This window comes from Acidimicrobiales bacterium, from assembly GCA_035531755.1.
Classification (GTDB): Bacteria; Actinomycetota; Acidimicrobiia; order Acidimicrobiales; family UBA8190; genus DATKSK01.
The window spans coordinates 1-14528 of sequence record DATKSK010000049.1 but is presented as its reverse complement, the minus strand read 5'-3'; the positions used below and the strand labels follow the sequence as shown (position 1 = coordinate 14528).

General features: G+C 72.7%; 13 protein-coding genes and 1 tRNA gene. 9 read left to right on the top strand and 5 right to left on the bottom strand.

Annotated elements, in window-relative coordinates; all coding sequences use genetic code 11:
- Window positions 1–23: 23 nt before the first annotated feature.
- Window positions 24–311 carry a WhiB family transcriptional regulator gene (locus VMV22_10065; GenBank protein ID HUY22673.1) on the top strand — a complete coding sequence of 96 codons (288 nt, stop codon included), beginning with the start codon at window positions 24–26 and terminating at the stop codon, window positions 309–311.
- Between the two features lie 48 nt (window positions 312–359).
- Here the strand turns inward: VMV22_10065 and VMV22_10060 are convergent, their stop codons facing one another.
- On the bottom strand, window positions 360–1211 hold the full coding sequence (locus tag VMV22_10060; GenBank protein ID HUY22672.1) for a hypothetical protein: 852 nt from the start codon (window positions 1209–1211) through the stop codon (window positions 360–362).
- 28 nt (window positions 1212–1239) lie between these two features.
- Complete coding sequence (locus tag VMV22_10055; GenBank protein HUY22671.1) at window positions 1240–1473, bottom strand: WhiB family transcriptional regulator; 234 nt, start codon at window positions 1471–1473, stop codon at window positions 1240–1242.
- A 354-nt stretch (window positions 1474–1827) separates the two neighbouring features.
- On the opposite strand from VMV22_10055, the gene VMV22_10050 reads away from it, so the two are divergent.
- On the top strand, window positions 1828–2130 hold the full coding sequence (locus tag VMV22_10050) for a hypothetical protein (protein HUY22670.1): 303 nt from the start codon (window positions 1828–1830) through the stop codon (window positions 2128–2130).
- A gap of 71 nt (window positions 2131–2201) precedes the next feature.
- On the opposite strand, the gene VMV22_10045 is transcribed toward VMV22_10050, so the two are convergent.
- Both VMV22_10045 and VMV22_10040 read right to left on the bottom strand, forming a co-directional pair.
- Entirely contained in the window at window positions 2202–3527 is a 1326-nt protein-coding gene (locus VMV22_10045; protein HUY22669.1) for a zinc-dependent metalloprotease, read from the bottom strand.
- A gap of 50 nt (window positions 3528–3577) precedes the next feature.
- Entirely contained in the window at window positions 3578–4849 is a 1272-nt protein-coding gene (locus VMV22_10040) for a PDZ domain-containing protein (protein HUY22668.1), read from the bottom strand.
- A gap of 116 nt (window positions 4850–4965) precedes the next feature.
- Between VMV22_10040 and VMV22_10035 the strand changes: the two genes are divergently transcribed.
- Window positions 4966–5967 carry a rod shape-determining protein gene (locus tag VMV22_10035; protein HUY22667.1) on the top strand — a complete coding sequence of 334 codons (1002 nt, stop codon included), beginning with the start codon at window positions 4966–4968 and terminating at the stop codon, window positions 5965–5967.
- Window positions 5968–6006: 39 nt separating this feature from the next.
- Here VMV22_10035 and VMV22_10030 read toward each other — a convergent pair whose 3' ends face one another.
- Window positions 6007–6693, bottom strand: coding sequence for a HEAT repeat domain-containing protein (locus VMV22_10030; protein HUY22666.1), 687 nt, complete (start codon window positions 6691–6693; stop codon window positions 6007–6009).
- 34 nt (window positions 6694–6727) lie between these two features.
- Between VMV22_10030 and VMV22_10025 the strand changes: the two genes are divergently transcribed.
- From VMV22_10025 to VMV22_10000, 6 genes are all read left to right on the top strand, one after another.
- Window positions 6728–7930 carry a PDZ domain-containing protein gene (locus VMV22_10025; GenBank protein HUY22665.1) on the top strand — a complete coding sequence of 401 codons (1203 nt, stop codon included), beginning with the start codon at window positions 6728–6730 and terminating at the stop codon, window positions 7928–7930.
- Window positions 7931–7999: 69 nt separating this feature from the next.
- Window positions 8000–9991, top strand: a complete 1992-nt coding sequence (locus VMV22_10020; protein ID HUY22664.1) for a DivIVA domain-containing protein — start codon at window positions 8000–8002, stop codon at window positions 9989–9991.
- Window positions 9992–10002: 11 nt separating this feature from the next.
- Window positions 10003–13035, top strand: coding sequence for a UPF0182 family protein (locus VMV22_10015; protein HUY22663.1), 3033 nt, complete (start codon window positions 10003–10005; stop codon window positions 13033–13035).
- A 45-nt stretch (window positions 13036–13080) separates the two neighbouring features.
- A tRNA-Met gene (locus VMV22_10010) sits at window positions 13081–13154 on the top strand.
- A gap of 431 nt (window positions 13155–13585) precedes the next feature.
- Window positions 13586–13831 (top strand): type II toxin-antitoxin system prevent-host-death family antitoxin, encoded by a 246-nt coding sequence (locus tag VMV22_10005; protein HUY22662.1) that lies wholly within the window; start codon window positions 13586–13588, stop codon window positions 13829–13831.
- On the top strand, window positions 13828–14217 hold the full coding sequence (locus VMV22_10000) for a PIN domain-containing protein (protein HUY22661.1): 390 nt from the start codon (window positions 13828–13830) through the stop codon (window positions 14215–14217). The genes VMV22_10005 and VMV22_10000 overlap by 4 nt, the downstream gene beginning before the upstream one ends.
- The last annotated feature ends 311 nt before the right edge of the window (window positions 14218–14528 follow it).

The following is a 14528-nucleotide window of genomic DNA, read 5'->3' as shown; positions in this document are numbered from 1 at the left end:
AGGTGGTGAGGGGAGGCGTACCGGTGGACGCCGTTTCACTGTTGTACGGCCGCCAGGACCGCGACTGGCAGTCGAGGGCCAACTGCATGGGGGTCGACCCCGACCTGTTCTTCCCGGAGCGTGGCGCGTCCACGCGTGAGGCCAAGGAAGTGTGCCGGGGCTGCGTGGTGCGCGAGGACTGTCTCGAGTACGCGCTCGCCAACGGCGAGAAGTTCGGCATCTGGGGCGGCCTGTCGGAGCGCGAGCGCCGGCGTCTGCGCCGGGCCCGTGCCATGAGCCGCCGCGCGGCGGCGACCGCTTCGGCGTCGTGACGTCCAGAGGGCGCGCCCGCACCGGGCGCGCCCTCCGGGTCGCGTCCCTCAGGGGGCGCTGACCTGCGCCAGGCGAGCCTCGACGGTCCGTTCGGGATCGAGGTCCAGGGTGCGCCGGCGCGTCACGGGCACACCGTTCACCACGGCGGCCGGAGCCAACCCGACGAGCTCGGCGCGTGCCACGCGCGTGCCGGCCTGCCGGGCCAGTCGCTCCACGGCGTCGAAGGCGTCGGCCGGGCCGAACCGCAGCGGGTCGACGAGGTTGCACGACACCTGTGCCGCCCCGGGCAGCGCCAGCCCGAGCGCCCGCACCGCCGGTCCCCGTAGCGCGGCGGCGATGGCGCGTGCCGTCGACACGTCGGGGGTGGCGAGCCACAGGTTGTACGCCACGAGGGCGTGGCGCGCGCCGACGGCGCAGGCCCCCGCGCTCGGGTGCGGCCGCGTCGGGCCGGTGTCGGGGGACAACCCGCGGAAGGCGGTGCGCCGCACCTCCGGCAGGGTGCGCTCCGGGCCGTAGAGGAAACACGGAAGGCCCAACTCCTCACCCGCCCACGCCGCGAACCGGTTCCGGGCCGCCAACGCGGGGGCGAGGTCCGATCCCGGGGGCAGGGGGGCACCGTCGGGTCCCAAGGTGACGAAGGGGACCACGTCGAGCGCACCGAGTCGGGGGTGGACCCCGTCGTGGTGCCGCAGGTCGATCCGCAGGAGCGCCGCCCGGGCCACGGCGCGCACCGCCTCCTCGACCGCGGGGCCGGCCAGTGTCAGGACCGACCGGTTGTGGTCGGGATCGCTGTGCACGTCGAGCAGGCAGTCCCCGCCGGCCGCACCCACGGCGGCCACGGTCGCGGCGTCCCGGCCCTCGCTGACGTTCACCACGCACTCGAGCACGGCCGGCGTCACCCCGGGGGCCCGACCCGCATGGCGGGGCTCAGGTGTGGGTGGCCTGGAGCCTCGAGAGGCGGCGACGCCGGAGGATGCGGCGGCGCTCCCGTTCGGACGTGCCGCCCCAGACGCCGTGGTCCACCCGATTGTCGAGGGCGTACTCCAGGCACGGGCCCTTCACGGGGCACTCGGAGCAGATGCGCTGGGCAGCCTGCACACCGATGCCGTCGCTCGGGAAGAACAACGCAGGGTCCATCTCCCTGCACCTTCCCTGGCCCATCCATTCGCTGTCCATTGCGCCTCCGATACCGGGGTTCAGACTACCAGCGAGGTGTTTCCGTCACGCCGTCCCGTATGGATTACGGGGGGTGGCGCCCGGATCCCTCACGCCGGGCCCGCCCGGCAGCCCGCCGCCGGTCCCAGCTGTTCCCCCGAGACGTTCCCAAACGCGCCTTGGGAAAACCTGTGAGTCCGCACACTTTCCCTCGGTTTCTCCCAAGTCCCTGGTGGGAGCGCCGGCAGCCGGGTCGGACGGCGGGAGAGGGGCGCGGCCGCCACCCGTTAGGCTGGGCCCGCCGCCGGGGTCGCCGTCTTTCCCCCCGATCACCGGTGTGGCGCCCACCAAGGAGGCGATGTGGCCGAGGAATTCGAGGAGCAGGAGGAGCCCCAGCCCCCACGAGGCCATGTCCGCGTCGTCTACCTGGGCCCTGTCGCCCCCCACTGGGAGGTGCAGTCCACCTACGGCGAGGATTCCGTGATCTCGCCGTTCCGGGACCGCACCCTGGCGCGCCTCACGCTCCTCCCTCCGCACGACCCGCAATTCAGGCGCAACCGCGAGCGTGTGGTGCGCGACGCCGAGCGGGAGTACCTGGAGCTCGAGTGGGACCTCGGCGTGCCCGAGGAAGAGCCCGCTCCGGCTCCCGCTGCGCCCGCCTGACCTCGCCAGCCCGCCAGAGCCCGCCAGGTCAGGCGGCCGTCAGGTCAGGCGCCAGGCGTCAGCCGACAGGGTCAGGCGTCGTCGAGGCTGATCCGTTCGAGCCACAGCCCGGGGGCGTCCACCTCGGAGGGCGTCGGCAGGGTCCGGGCCCCCGACCACAACCGGGCCAGGCCGTCGTCACCGGCGCGGTCGCGCACGCCCCGCACGAAGTCCGCTCCCCGGTCGATCTGCGCGGGCCCGAGGTCGAGGCCGAACATCATCTCGGCGGCGCGCTCCGACGTCTCGCGGTCCACCTGCCGGCGCCGCCAGGCCTCGGCGATGGCGCCCCGCCCACCGAGGAGCCGGGCGGCGGCCAGGTCGAGGACGTGCTCCACGTACCCGAGCAGGGCGGCCACCACGGCCATGAGATCGTCGGACGCCCGTTGGCGTGCGGGGGAGGGCTCGAGGTTCATCAAGGAAGTGGGGTCGCCGATGAGGCCCTGCAGCGCGTCGGGCTGGGAGGGGTCGATGTCCTGCAGGCGGTCGACGAGGCCAGCGGCCTCCGCCGCCATGCCCTGCACGACGCGCACGAGGAGCTCGCGCACCCGCGCCGCCACGTGCGGCCTCGACAGCACGGCCTGGACGGTCATCTCCCGCAGGCAGACCCACAGGCGCACCTCGTCGGGGGCGAGGCTCCAGTCCTCGGCGAAGCGCGTGGCGTTGGCCGGCACCACCAGCAGGCGCGACCCGGGGCGGGGGATGGGCAGCTCGTAGGGGCCCATGGTGGAGCGCGCCAGGTGCCCGACCGCCGAGCCGAGCTGCATGGCGGCGAGCATCGGCCCCATGGTCGCCATCCACCGGGCGACGAGGTCGGCGGGTCGTACCTCGGGTTCGTCGAGGGGGCGCCCGAGGTCGGCGAGGCCGAGCCCCGGCACGTCGGGTGCCGATGCCGGCGGGCCCGGCGGCGTCCCGCGCTCCTCCCCCGGCACGGCAGCGGCGCCCCCGCCGGACGCATCGCCGCTCCCGGGGTCACCGCCCGGGGAGTCGTCGCCCCCCGAGTCGTCGCCGGCAGTGCCGGTCATGGCGTCGAGCAGGAACCGCCAGTCCTCCACCGTCTGCCAGGCCCAGGCCCCGGGGCCGACGACGGCGACCTCGACGGGCGCCCCCGTGGGCGTGAGCGGCAGGCCCGTCAGCTCGGCCACGTGCAGCTCGGCCACGTGGGCCAGCTGTTCGAATTGGATGCGGTCGACCGGGTCGACGTTCCCCTCGGGCTCCCCGCCGGTCGCCACGCCCTGGGCCAGGGTCCGGGCCAGGTCGACGCGGGCGCCGCCCGAGGCGGCGCCGCCCATCAGCTGGAGCAGGTCGGCCAGGATCTGCTCGAAGAAGTTGCCGCTCGCGCCGGAGCCCGGGAATGCCACTCCCTGGATCGTAGGCGGACGACCTCGCCGCTCCGGCGGCGGGCGGCGCGTCAGCTCGCCGGAGCGTCCGCCAGCTTGACCGACACCTCGGCGCTCGCCGTGCCGCGCTCCACGTCCAATTGCACGGTCGTGCCCGGCGGCACGGTGTAGAGGCGCTCCTGCAGGTCGGCGACGGTGCTCACGGCGTGGGTGTCGACCCCGACCACGACGTCGCCACTGTGGAGGCCGGCCGCCGCCGCCGGGCTCCCCGGCAGGATCTTCGTCACCGTGGCCCCGGCGGAGCCCCCGTCCCCGCACACGACCCCGAGCCACCCGTGGTCCACGGTGTGCGCCTGCGCCAGCTCGGTCGCCACGCCCTCGGCCAACGGTGCGGGCACGAAGACGCCGAGCGTGTCACCGGCCGTATTGGTCTGCCCGTCCAGGATGCCGATCACGCGTCCGTGACCGTCGAGGAGAACGCCGCCCCACGACGTCGGGCCGAGCGGCATCTCCGCCTCGATGGCGTTCACGAGGTCCGACCCGCCTTGCGGCGTGACGTCGGTGCCCACCTCCTTGACCATGCCCACACCGGCAGCCGCGGGCGCGTCCGGGGGCGACGTGCTCGACGCCACGGCTCCGGAGCACAGGCAGGCCACGACGGCGAGGTCGTCGGGCTGCACCGCCTCGTCGGCGAACGTCGCCGGGACGAGGCCGCCACCGGTGCTGATCACGGCCACACCCGAATGCGCATCGGAGCCCACCACCTTGCCGGGATGGCGCCGGCCGTCGGACGTCACGACGTCGACCTGCGACACGCCGGCCACCGCCACCGCCGACGTCACGACCAGCGCCCCCCCCGGGAGGACGACACCGGTCATGCGCGCCGCGGCGCCGCCCGCCAGCGGCTCGAGTCCCACCAGGGACGGGCGCACCGAGGCCACGAGCCGCATGACGTCGTGGCCGATGACGGACGTGGTGAGAGATGTCGTGGCCACTGTGATCGCGCTGGCGCCGCCCCCCGCCTGCACCTTCAGCGCGGTCGTGGAGCTCTGGGCGTCGACGAGAGAGAGCGCCACGGCCACCGTCGTGGCCACGGCGGCGACACCGACGACGCCTGCGGTCAGCGAGGCCCGCCGCACCTTTCGGCGGTGCCAGCCCCCGCCGGCGGGGTCGACGAGCGAGGAGACCGGACGCGGCGGCCCGAAGCGGGCGATCTCCGACGGGTGCCGCCACAGGCGGTCGTCCGGCGGCATCCAGCCGCGCTGCAGGCCCGCGGCCTCGTCGTCCTGGCCGTCAGGGTCGTCGGGGATGCCCCCCTCGGTGAACGAGCCCCCGCTGTTCATCGTGCCCGAGGATACTTGCGGGCCCCCACGAAGGGACGTCGCGCCGCGGCGGGGACGCCACCCGCCACGGCCCGGGGCGGTTGGCCGTACGATGGCCTGCGTGCGAGCGGGGCGACGTGGCTAGGGACCTCGCCATCGACCTCGGCACGGCCAACACGCTCGTCTACGCGCGGGGCAAGGGCATCGTGCTGAACGAGCCGACCGTGATCGCCCTCAACACGCGCACCCACGAGGTCCTGGCCATGGGCCAGGACGCCTGGCAGATGATCGGCCGGACCCCGGGCTACATCGTGGCCGTCCGCCCGCTGCGCCAGGGTGCCATCACCGACTTCGACATCACCGAGCGCATGATCCGGCTCCTGCTCCAGCGCTGCGGTGTCAGCCGCATCAACAAGCCGCGCGTGCTGATCTGCGTGCCGTCGGCCATCACGTCGGTGGAGCGCCGGGCGGTGAAGGAGGCGACCCACCGGGCCGGCGCGTCCGCCGCGTACCTCATCGAGCAGCCCATGGCCGCTGCGATCGGCGCGGGGCTCTCCATCCACGAGCCGATCGGCAACATGGTGGTCGACGTCGGCGGCGGGACGTCGGAGACGGCCGTCATCTCGCTCGGGGGCGTGGTGGCGTCCGAGGCGATCCGCTGCGGCGGGTTCGACATCGACGCCGCCATCCAGACCTACGTGCGGCGCGAGCACGGGGTGGCCATCGGCGAGCGCACCGCCGAGGAGATCAAGCTGGCGATCGGGTCGGCGGCGCCCTACAGCGACGAGGTGAAGGCCGAGGTGCGCGGGCGCGAGCTGATGACCGGCATGCCCAAGACGGTGGTGCTGACCCCGGCCGAACTGCGCGGCGCCGTGGAGGACCAGATCCGCCAGATCATCGCCGCCGCGGTGGAGTGCCTCGGCGCGGCGCCGCCGGAATTGGCGCAGGACATCATCTTCCAGGGCATCCACCTCGTCGGGGGCGGGGCGCTGCTGCGTGGCCTGGCGCGCCGCCTGGCCAACGAAACGGCCGTCCCCGTCCACCTCGTCGACACCCCGCTGGAGTGCGTGGCGCTCGGCGCCGGGCACTGCCTGGAGTCGTTCGACACCCTACGCCAGCTGTTCGTCGCCGACGCCTGAACGCACCACGGCGCCCCCGCGCCCACGCGGCGCGTGGCGTCAGGGCCGCCCCAGCAGGTCCTCGGCCGCCTGGCGCACCTGCCAGTCCCGGTCGTCCAGGCACCGGCGCAGGGCGTCGTCGACGCGCGGGTCGTCGAACGCGGCCAGGGCCACCGCGGCCCGACGGCGCACCGCCGGCTTGTCGTCGAGCGCGCCGAGCACCGTGTCGAGCGCGCCGGCGTCGCCGACGGCGCCCAGCGCGGCCACGGCCGCCTCCCGGCACAGCGCGTCCGGGCTCGTCCTCGCCACCTGCTCGAGGGCGCGCACGGCGTCGGGCCCGCACCGGGGACCGGCCTCCCCGAGCGCCCAGGCGGCGACCTCCACCACCGAAGGGTCGTCGTCGGTGCCCAGCGTCCGGGTGAGCAGCACCACGAGGTCCGTCGCCGCGGCCCTCTCGTGGTCGTCGTCGCCGGTGTCGTCCTCGCCGGTGTCGTCGTCGGCAGCGGCGGCGAGGAGGCGGCCGGCGAGGAGGCAGGCGCGACGGCGCACCGCCGGGTCGGCGTCGGCGACAGCCGCGGCCAACGCCGGGGCATCGAGCGCCCCCAGGCGGCACAAGGCACCGAGCGCGGCGGCGCGCACGGCCGGGTCCGCATGGCGGGCGAGCTCAGTGGCGGTGGCGAGGTCGCCGCGGTGCCCCGCCATCACGGCGTCGCGGACGGGGGCGCCCCGGTCCCCGGGCCGAAGCATGGCAGGCTGGTGATCCCCCGCACCGCCTCCAGCCATGTCAACCTCCCAATTCACGCTACCGCCGGCCCTGGAGCCGCCCCGCACCCGCCGCCGACGCTGGCCGGTCGCCCTGGGCGTCGTCGTGGGCGTCGTGGCGGCCCTCGTCATCGTGGCGTCGCTCGTCACGGCTCCCTACACCGAGCTCGTCCCCGGTGACGCGCTGCCCGTCGACACCCTGATCACGGTTCCCGCCGGCCTCGGGCACCCGCACCACGGGCGGCTCTTCCTCACCGACGTCGGCGTGAACACCCTCCACTACATCAACTACTTCTACACGCAGCTGTTCCCGGACCCGAAGAACGACGTGGTGCCCACGGGGGCCCTCACGAGCAACCTCCCCCTGAGCGAGTTCAACGCGCAGGGCACCGTCGACATGGCCGAGTCCCAGCTCACTGCGGAGGCCGTGGCCCTGCGCCAGCTCGGGTACTCGGTCCCCGAACACGATGTCGGCGTCACCATCTACGTGATCGCACCGGGGAGCCCGGCGGCACGGGCGCTGCAGGTGGGTGACGTGGTGACGTCGATCGACGGCACGCCGACGACCAACCCTCAGGCACTCGTCGACGCGGTCCGTGCGCACCGCCCCGGCGACGTGGTCACGGTGCGCGTGGGGTCGATCGCCCACCCCACGCCGGGTCGCGCCGTCCCGGTGAAGCTGGCGTCGAGGGTCGACGCCGGCAAGACGGTGCCGTTCATCGGCATCGGCGACCCCACGGACCCCCAGGCGTCGCTGCTGTCGCCCATGGGCACGCAGCCGGCGTACGACTTCCCGTTCAAGGTGAGCATCTCCACCGACAACATCGGCGGCCCGTCGGCCGGGCTGGCATTCACGCTGGGCATCGTCAACACGCTCAGCGGCGGGAACGTCACCGGCGGCCTGAACGTCGCCGCCACGGGCACGATCCGCCCCGACGGCACCGTGGGGGACGTCGGCGGCGTGAAGCAGAAGACGTCCGCCGTCGAGAGCGCCGGCGCCACCGTCTTCCTCGTCCCGAAGACACCGGGCGACACCGAGCTGAAGCTCGCCCGGTCCGTGGCCGGCTCCCAGCTGAAGGTCTTCGCCGTCGGGTCCCTGAGCGAGGCCCTTTCGGACCTCGAGCACCTCGGCGGCAGGCTGGGGGCCGCCTCGCACGGCCCGACGCCGGGTCCCGGTGGCAACAGCGTGCCCACCGACTGGCAGCAGTCGCCGTGGACCTGATGGCGGGCCGGCACCCGCCCGTGTCACGCCAGCCACCGCGCGCGCACGGCGCGTCGTAGGCTCTGGCCCATGGCAGAGGACCGGCTCACGATCTCCTCGACCGCCCGGATCCACCCCGACGAGGTCGCCCGTCACACCTTTGGCACGACGCGACGCGGGTTCGACCCCGCCGAGGTGCGCAGCTTCCTCGAGCACGTGGCGCGGGAGCTGGCGGCGTCGGCCGACCGCGAGCAGGAGCTCCGGCGGGCCGTGGCCGAGGCCGACCACAGGGCTGCCAATCCGGTGCTCGACGAGGCCACGCTGACCGCCGCGCTCGGGCTGGAGACGGCGCGGGTCCTGCGCTCGGCCCACGACGCCGCCGCCGAGCTGATGGCGAGGGCGGAGAACGACGCCACGCGCCTGCGCGCCGAGGCGCAGGAAGAGGCCGAGCAGCTGGAGCGGCGGACCGCGCAGAGCGCCCACGACCGGACCGCCGAGGCCGACGCAGCTGCCGCCGAGCTGCGTCGCCGTGCCCAGGACGAGGCGACCGCCCGGGTCGAGGCGGCCAAGCTCGAGGCGGAGACGCTCGTCAACCAGGCACGCGCCGAGTGCCGCGCCATGGTGCACGAGGCACAGGAGCTGCGGGCGCGCGTGCTCGCCGACCTGACGCGCCGGCGCCGCGTCCTGCACAGCCAGATCGAGCAGCTCCGGGCCGGCCGTGAGCGACTGGCGGAGACGATCGGGGACGTGCGCAGTGCCGTCGACCAGATCACCGACGAGCTCTTCCGCGCCGAGGACGAGGCGCGCCTGGCGGCCGAGGCGGCCGGGCGCCAGGCCGCGCAGGAGGAGCTCGCCGAGCCGGTCCCGACCGGTGTCGGCGGCGACACGGCGGTCGCGCCCGAGGGCGGGTCCGGGCCCGCCGACGACGAGCCGGAGCACGGGCGCCGGCAGTCGATCGAAGAGCTCTTCGCCCGCCTGCGCGCCGAGGCCGACACCAAGCACGCCGGGGAGGCCGCGCCGGGCGCGCTGGGCACCGATCCTCTGGGCGCCGTGGGATCGACGCTGTCGGAGCCCGCCGCCGCAGCTCCCGGTCGGCCGGGCTCGTCGGCCGCAGCGTCGGTGGCGGAGCCATCGCCCATGCCGCCGACCGCGCCGGCCCGGCAGACCCCGCCGGCGGCGCACGCCCCGTCCGTGACGCCCGCGGCCAAAGCGCCGCAGGCACCGACGGCCACGGCAGCACCGGCGGCCAGGTTGGCACCGACGGCCAAGGCAGCACCGGCGGCCCGGGCCGACACGGCGGGCAGGGCCGACACGGCGGGCCACGCGGCCGTCACCGAGGTGGCCCCGCAGGAAAGGCCGAGCGGCGCCGGGGACCAGGGCGGCGCCGGGGAGGAGCGGGCCGAAGGGGCGCCACCGGCGGACGGGGTCGAACCACCCGACCCGGTCATCGCCCAGCGTGACGAAGTGCTCGTCCCCCTGGTGGCCACCCTGGCGCGCCGGCTCAAGCGCGCCCTGCAGGACGACCAGAACGACATCCTCGACCGCCTCCGGGCCAAGGGCGGCTGGGCCCCCTCGGTGCTTCCCTCCGAGGACGAGCACGCCCAGCGCTACGTGAAGGCGTCGGTCGACCAGCTCGTCGAGGCCGCCCGGGCCGGCGCCACGTCCGCCGGGGGCAAGCCGGACGAGGCACCCGGTGTCGACGACGTCGCCACGGGTCTGGCGACCGCCATCGTGGCCCCGCTGCGTCGCCGCCTCGACGGCGCCGGTCCGGCCGTGGAGGCTGGCGACGAGGCCGCCCTGGTCGAGCTGGTGGGGGCCGCGTTCCGGGAGTGGAAGGGTGCGCGCGTCGAGCGCCTGGCAGGCGATCAGGCAGTGCTGGCGTTCGCGCGGGCCGCGTTGGCCGCGGTGCCCGCGGGCAACGCGCTGCGGTGGGTCGTCGACGACGACGTCACCGAGTGCCCGGACTGCGACGACAACGCGCTGGCGGGACCGGTGCCCGCCGGCGAGGACTACCCGACCGGACATCCCCATCCCCCGGCCCACGCCGGGTGTCGGTGCCTGCTCGCTCCCGTGAACGCCTAGGCTGCCGCCCCGTGCGCACCCCGCAGGATCTGCCGCGCCGGCCGCGCCGTGCCGTGCGGCGGGGGCGGCTGTGGCTCATCGTGGCCGTCATCGTGGTCGTCGTCGTGGTGGCGTCCCTGCGCACCATCGCGATCTTCTACACGGACTACCTGTGGTTCGGGTCGGTGCACCTCGGTGGGGTGTGGCGGCGCCTGCTCGAAGTGAAGGCGGGCCTGTTCTTCGGCTTCGCGGCGATCTTCTTCGTCGTGCTGTGGGTGAACCTGGCGGTGGTGGACCGTCTGGCGCCGAGCGAGCTCGCGCTGGGACCGGAGGACGAGCTCGTCCGGCGCTACCAGCAGCGGGTGGCGCCGCGGGCCCGCCTGGTGCGCAGCCTCGTCTCGCTCGCCGTCGCCCTCCTGGCGGCCTCGGGGGTCCTCGGCCAGTGGCGCAACTACCTGCTGTTCATGAACGGCGGCTCCTTCGACGCCACCGACCCGCAGTTCCACAAGAACGTCGGCTTCTTCGTCTTCAAGCTCCCGTTCCTGTCGTTCCTGGTGAGCTGGGCCTTCGTCGCGCTGGTGGTGGTGGCCGTCATCACCGTGATCGCGCACTACCTGAACGGCGGGATCCGGGTGCAGGCCGGCGCCCCCAGCGTCGCCCCCCAGGTCAAGGTGCACGTCTCGGTCCTGCTGGCCTGCATGGCCCTGGTCAAGGCCGGCGGGTACGTGCTGGCCCGCTACAACCTCGACCTGTCGCAGAACGGGTACGTGCAGGGTGCGGGGTACACCGACGTGCACGCCCGGATGCCGGCGCTCACGCTGCTCATGTGGATCTCCCTGCTCGCCGCGGTGATCCTCCTCATCAACATCCGCCGCCGCGGCTGGGCGCTGCCCGTCCTCGGCGTCGGGCTGTGGGCGTTCGTCGCCGTCGTCGTGGGCGCCATCTACCCGGCGATCGTCCAGACCGTGAAGGTGAACCCCGCGCAGAACTCCCTCGAGCGCCCCTACATCGCCCGCAACATCGTGGCCACGCGGGCCGCGCTCGACATCAAGAACGTGCGCCGGTCCTCGTTCAGCGCCACGCAGACCCTCACCTCCGCCCAGGTGGTCGCCAACCAGGCCACTCTCGGCAACGTGCAGCTGTGGGACTCCACCCTGACGGGGCCCACCTACACCAAGCTGCAGGCGACCAAGTCGTACTACTCCTTCAACACGTTGGGGGTCGACCGCTACTCGATCGGCGGGAAGCTGGTGCCGATGGTCGTGGGCGTGCGGCAGATCAACGACAGCGACCTGCCCTCGCAAGGGTGGGTGAACACCCATCTGCAGTACACCCACGGGTACGCCATGATCCTGGCGCCCTCCAACGCCGTGAACGGCGACCAGCCGGCCTTCTCCATCTCCCAGGTCCCACCCGTCTCCGCGCCCGGCGCGCCCACCATCGAGCAGCCCCGGGTGTACTTCGGGTTGAACAACCCCAACGGCGGCGACGCCAGCTACGTCCTCGGTGACAGCCGCCAGCCGGAGATCGACTACCAGGCCGCCTCCAACAGCCCGGTGCCGACCACCTACAGCGGGAGCGGGGGAGTGGAGCTGAAGAACTTCCTGGTGAAGGCGGCCTTCGCGGTGCGCTTCGGGGACTTCAACCTCCTGGTCTCCAACCTGGTCACCACCCACTCTCGGCTCATGTTCGTGCGCGACATCACGCAGATGGCACAGAAGGCCGCGCCGTTCCTGAGCTTCGACTCCGACCCGTACCCGGTGCTGTCGGGCGGGCAGATCTACTGGGTCCTCGACGCCTACACCACCAGCGACAACTACCCGTACTCGCAGAACGTCGACACGCAATCCCTGCCGAGCAACAGCGGCCTGAACCAGAACCTCAACTACGTCCGCAACTCGGTGAAGATCGTCGTGAACGCCTACAGCGGGAAGATGGACTTCTACGACGCCACCGGGTTGACCAAGACCAAGGACCCCATCCTCCAGACGTGGGAGAAGGTGTTCCCCGGCATGTTCCAGCCGGTGTCGCAGATGCCCGCGGCCCTGCGGGCGCATCTCCGGTACCCCGAGGACCTGCTGACGGTGCAGGCCGCCACCTACGGCCGGTACCACATCACCCAGCCGCTCGCCTTCTACAACGCCACGAACGCGTGGAACGTGTCGCAGAGCGCGGGCGCGGGGTCGCCGAACGAGGCGCTGCCGACGACCTTCACCACCAACGCCCAGGGCCAGACCGTGTCCACCGGCCAGGTGACGCGCATGTCCCCGCTGTACGAGCTGTTCCAGGTCCCGGGGCAGAGCTCTCAGTCGTTCAACCTCGTCGACGCGTTCGTCCCGGTATCCAAGGGTGATCAGATCCAGACGATGTCCGCCTTCATGGTGGCGGGGTCCGATCCCGGGCAGTACGGCAAGCTGTCGGTGTTCCAGACGCCGCCCATCGACGGGCCCGCCCTCGTCGATGCCGACATATCGGCCTTCCAGAAGATCTCGTCGCAGATCAGCCTGCTGAACCAGAACGGCTCGAGCGTGCAGCTGGGGACGCTCCAGATCGTGCCGGTGGGCGACTCCATCCTCTATTTCCGGCCGTTCTACGTCGAGTCGTCGCGCAACCCGTTCCCCAAGCTCGACTACTTCATCGTGGTCTACAGCGGTCCCCAGGGACAGAGCCAGGTGGCCTTCGACACGTCGCTGTCGGCCGCGCTGCAGGACCTGTTCCAGGTGTCGCTTCCCGGTCAGAACCAGGGGTCCACGCCGACGGGGCCGGCCCCCACCGTGAACCAGCGCGTGCAGAGTCTGATCAGCCAGGCCAACCAGGAGTTCACCCAGGCGCAGAGCGACCTGAAGGCCGGGAACTTCTCCGCCTACGGGACCGACATCGCCACGCTGCAGAACCTGCTCCAGCAGCTCCAGCAGGCCTCGGGCGCCAGCTCGTCCTCGTCGTCCTCGTCGAGCTCGAGCTCGAGCTCCTCCTCGAGCTCGTCCTCGACGTCCACGACGACGGCCTCCTCGACCTCCACCACCCTGCCCAAGGGCGTGGCGCTGCGCGGCGGCCTGCTGCCCTGACCCTGGCGGCGCCCCCCGGGCAGGGTGCTAGTCTGAGAACCACGACGCGGGGTGGAGCAGTCTGGTAGCTCGTCGGGCTCATAACCCGAAGGTCGGAGGTTCAAATCCTCCCCCCGCCACTAATAAGTCCAGTTCAACGGCTATGTCTGGCCCCAACTTCCCTGCGCAGCGAGGGCTTCTACCGACCCTTCTACCGGGTTGAAGCCGGTCGAAGCGATGAGTCCGGCAAAGACCCGTGCTACGTCGGCCTGCATGCCACGGGAGCACATGCCGGTAGGTGGCCATCGTGAATCCCGGCGTGGCGTGACCGAGGGGCTCGCTCACGACCTTGGCGGGATGGCATTCCCGGCCCCCACAGGAAACCAGTTTAGGGCCGAGCGGCGCACGCGGGTCCCAGTCGATCACCGGCACCCCGCGTACGCCCTTGATCGAGGCCAGCTCGGCAGTCAGCCGGGTGTCAAAGTCCAGTTCACAGCCCATCGATGACACTCTCGGCGCTGGCCGCCGCCCCCGAGCGGACTATGGTAGCAGAACTGCTACCATAGTCCGCATGAGCGATATCGCACAAAAGGAGCTGCGCAACCAGGTCGGCGAGGTGCTCCGTCGGGTTGAGGCTGGAGAGACCCTCACCGTGACGGTTGCTGGTCGTCCCGTTGCCGAGCTCGGCCCGGCACATCGCCGCCGCTGGGTCAGCGGCGCCGCACTCGCCGGGATCTGGCGGGGAAAGGCGCCGCGGGGGTTCGATGCCGACCTCGAGCGACTGCCAGCAGGCGTCGTGGACCCGTTCGCTTCGTGAGGGCGCTGCTAGATACGTCGGTGCTCATAGGTGAGCTCCCCCCACCCGGCGACGTCGAGGCCGCTATCAGCGTCGTCTCGATCACCGAACTGCATTTCGGCGTTCTCGTTTGCGACGACGATGACGAGCGGGCGCGCCGCACCGCCCGACTTGCGGTGGTCGAGGCAACGTTTGATCCGCTGCCTGTAGGCGTCGAGGTTGCCCGGGTCTGGGGCCAACTAGCCGCCGCGGTGGCCCGCCGGGGTGGCAACCCAAGACGGCGCCAGATCGATCTCGCCATCGCGGCCACCGCGCAGGTGGAAGGAGTGCCTCTCTTTACCGAGAACGTCGGCGACTTCCAGATCATCGATGACCTGGTCGACGCTCGGCGATTGTCCGACCGGTAGGTGGCGGCGAATCCGGTGCGGAAGCCGAACCACCCCTCGAGGGAAGACATTTCCGGGGGTCGGCGCGTCTCGTGCACATGGGCACAGACGCCCGCCCAGCGTTTTCGCGTTCGGGTTGATGTCGAAGATCGGGGTTCATCGGGGCCTGCTCTCGGGACCCACTCACCGGTGCCCTATGCAGCCCCATGCAGGTGGGCGCGGAGCGTGCGGCGCGTACGCTGCGGCTTCGCGACTGAAAGTTCAGGCGGCGAGGCGATGCATAGGGCAGTACTGGTGCAGCCCTGTGCGCCTGCGCTGATCAATGTCGACGT

Bases quoted from the DNA above. Each gene is read 5' to 3' on its own strand.
- VMV22_10055 (HUY22671.1), bottom strand. From the start codon at position 1,473: ATGGGCCAGGGAAGGTGCAGGGAGATGGACCCTGCGTTGTTCTTCCCG.
- VMV22_10020 (HUY22664.1), top strand. From the start codon at position 8,000: ATGGCAGAGGACCGGCTCACGATCTCCTCGACCGCCCGGATCCACCCC.
- VMV22_10025 (HUY22665.1), top strand. From the start codon at position 6,728: ATGTCAACCTCCCAATTCACGCTACCGCCGGCCCTGGAGCCGCCCCGC.
- VMV22_10040 (HUY22668.1), bottom strand. From the start codon at position 4,849: ATGAACAGCGGGGGCTCGTTCACCGAGGGGGGCATCCCCGACGACCCT.
- VMV22_10030 (HUY22666.1), bottom strand. From the start codon at position 6,693: ATGCTTCGGCCCGGGGACCGGGGCGCCCCCGTCCGCGACGCCGTGATG.
- VMV22_10005 (HUY22662.1), top strand. From the start codon at position 13,586: ATGAGCGATATCGCACAAAAGGAGCTGCGCAACCAGGTCGGCGAGGTG.